The organism is Corynebacterium sp. MSK204, from assembly GCF_030229885.1.
In the GTDB taxonomy this organism is placed as follows: Bacteria; Actinomycetota; Actinomycetes; order Mycobacteriales; family Mycobacteriaceae; genus Corynebacterium.
Window position 1 is genome coordinate 1 of record NZ_JASPGQ010000043.1, and the last position, 1,688, is coordinate 1,688.

1 protein-coding gene is annotated in these 1,688 nt (G+C 56.3%); it reads left to right on the plus strand.

From position 1 onward, the window contains the following. Positions 1-145: 145 nt before the first annotated feature. Positions 146-1,688 (plus strand): hypothetical protein (locus QP908_RS11695; protein ID WP_284772358.1); only part of this gene is annotated, 1,543 nt, incomplete at its 3' end.

A 1,688-nucleotide genomic window follows, 5' to 3' on the forward strand; every position in this document is an offset into this window, starting at 1 on the left:
GACTCACAATGAACATCCTCTCTTACGGACACAAGATCCGCACTAATCGGGTGTCCACTAAACGAGGGTAACCTCAGATGTTGGCCTTTTGGCCAGTGCGATAGCCAGCGATGTTGGCCAGGGCTGGATTGCTGCGCTGAATGCCTTGAATCTGGGACAGGTGATTCCGCAGCTGACTGGCGCGTGGGATGCGTTTTTAGATGGCGTGAATAAGGCCATTGCGGAGTTGTCGACGCAGGACTTAGTTCTTGTCGGTGCGATGCTGGTATTGCCGGTGTTGGCTCTGTTGGCGGGGTTGACGTTGACTGTGCTGTTGGCGGTGTTTGGCCAGCCGTTGCTTGCGGTGCCGGTGGCGTTGTCGACGGCGGGGTTGCTGTTGGGCATGCTGCTGGTGGCTTTGAAGTTCTTTGGCTTCGGCCTGGGTGGTGTGTTGTTGCCGTGGGCGGCGGATTTGATTGTGATTGCGTTGTTGACTGGGCATCCGTTGGCGGCGTTGTTTATTTTTTGGTCTGTGGTCAATGGTGCGAAGTTCATCATTTTGGATTTCCCGCTGGTTGTTATTGCTGGTGCGTTGCCGGTGACGTTGAAGGCTATTGTGCTGTTTTTGGCTGCTGGTTGGGCGTTGTCGCATTTTGCGGTGTTGGCGGCGATTGTCGTGGCGGTGGCGTTGAAGATTCATCTTTTGCTGCGGATTACTCAGCCTTTGCGTTTGACGGGCGTGGAGAAGGCGGTTGTTGCGGTTGCTATTGCTGTGACGACGTTCGTGATTGTGGCGTTGTTTGCCTCGACTGTTGTGGGGCTGATTATCTTCTTGATGATTCGTAGCTCTACTCTTTCTGGCCGGTCGTTGTTGTTGAATTTGGTTCGCACGGTGGTTCTTGGCGGAGTGTTGTTGCCTGTCATTGGCGTGGGCATTGTGCTAGCGGTTTTGCGGTTGTTGCGGTTTCGTGTGCACTCTATTCCGCCGGTGGTGACTGCGGTGGCGGTGTCGTTGCCGATTGTGCAGGTATTGGTATTTCGGTCGTTGGTGACGGCACGGCTTGCAGGTAAGCAGCTTCGGGCGGCGGTGTTGGTTGTTCGTCCGTTGGTGCGGTTTGGGCTGGCGGTGCTGTTTTTGTTGTTTGCCACGGTGGGGGCTTTGCTTCCGGTGGCTGGTGCTGGTGTGGCTTCGTTTGTGACGGCGCTTATTGCTATTCCGGCGTCGATTATTTTCTATGTGGCGTCGGTGGCGTGGGTGGCGTCGCACGTGGCGGCGTTTCCGCTTTTGAAGAAAGCGGTTGCTCCAGTGCTGTTGGCGTTGGGGGCTATTGTTGCTTTGTCGTTTGTGGCCACGGCAGTTGCTACGCTTTTACTTCTGCCTATTTTGGCGCCGCCGGTGGTTGCTGCTGCGGCTGCTGTAGCTGCTGCTTTAGCCACAGTCGGTGTTACTGCGGCACTTTTTGTGGGCCACCAGGTAGCTTTGGTTGTTGCTGGGCTTCATGGTGGCGGCCAGTTGCTGCTTCGTGCGATAACTGCGGGGGTCATGCTTGCCGGCATGGTGTTTATGACCACCGGTGTATTCGCGGGGGTTGGCCCGTGGATTGTTCGCCTGGTGCTGCGTGGTGTGGAGGCTGGACCTGACCCCCAGATGGTGGACACCTTGAAACCAGCATCTCGCTGGGAAGTGAGGTACCTTTCCACCATGCCAC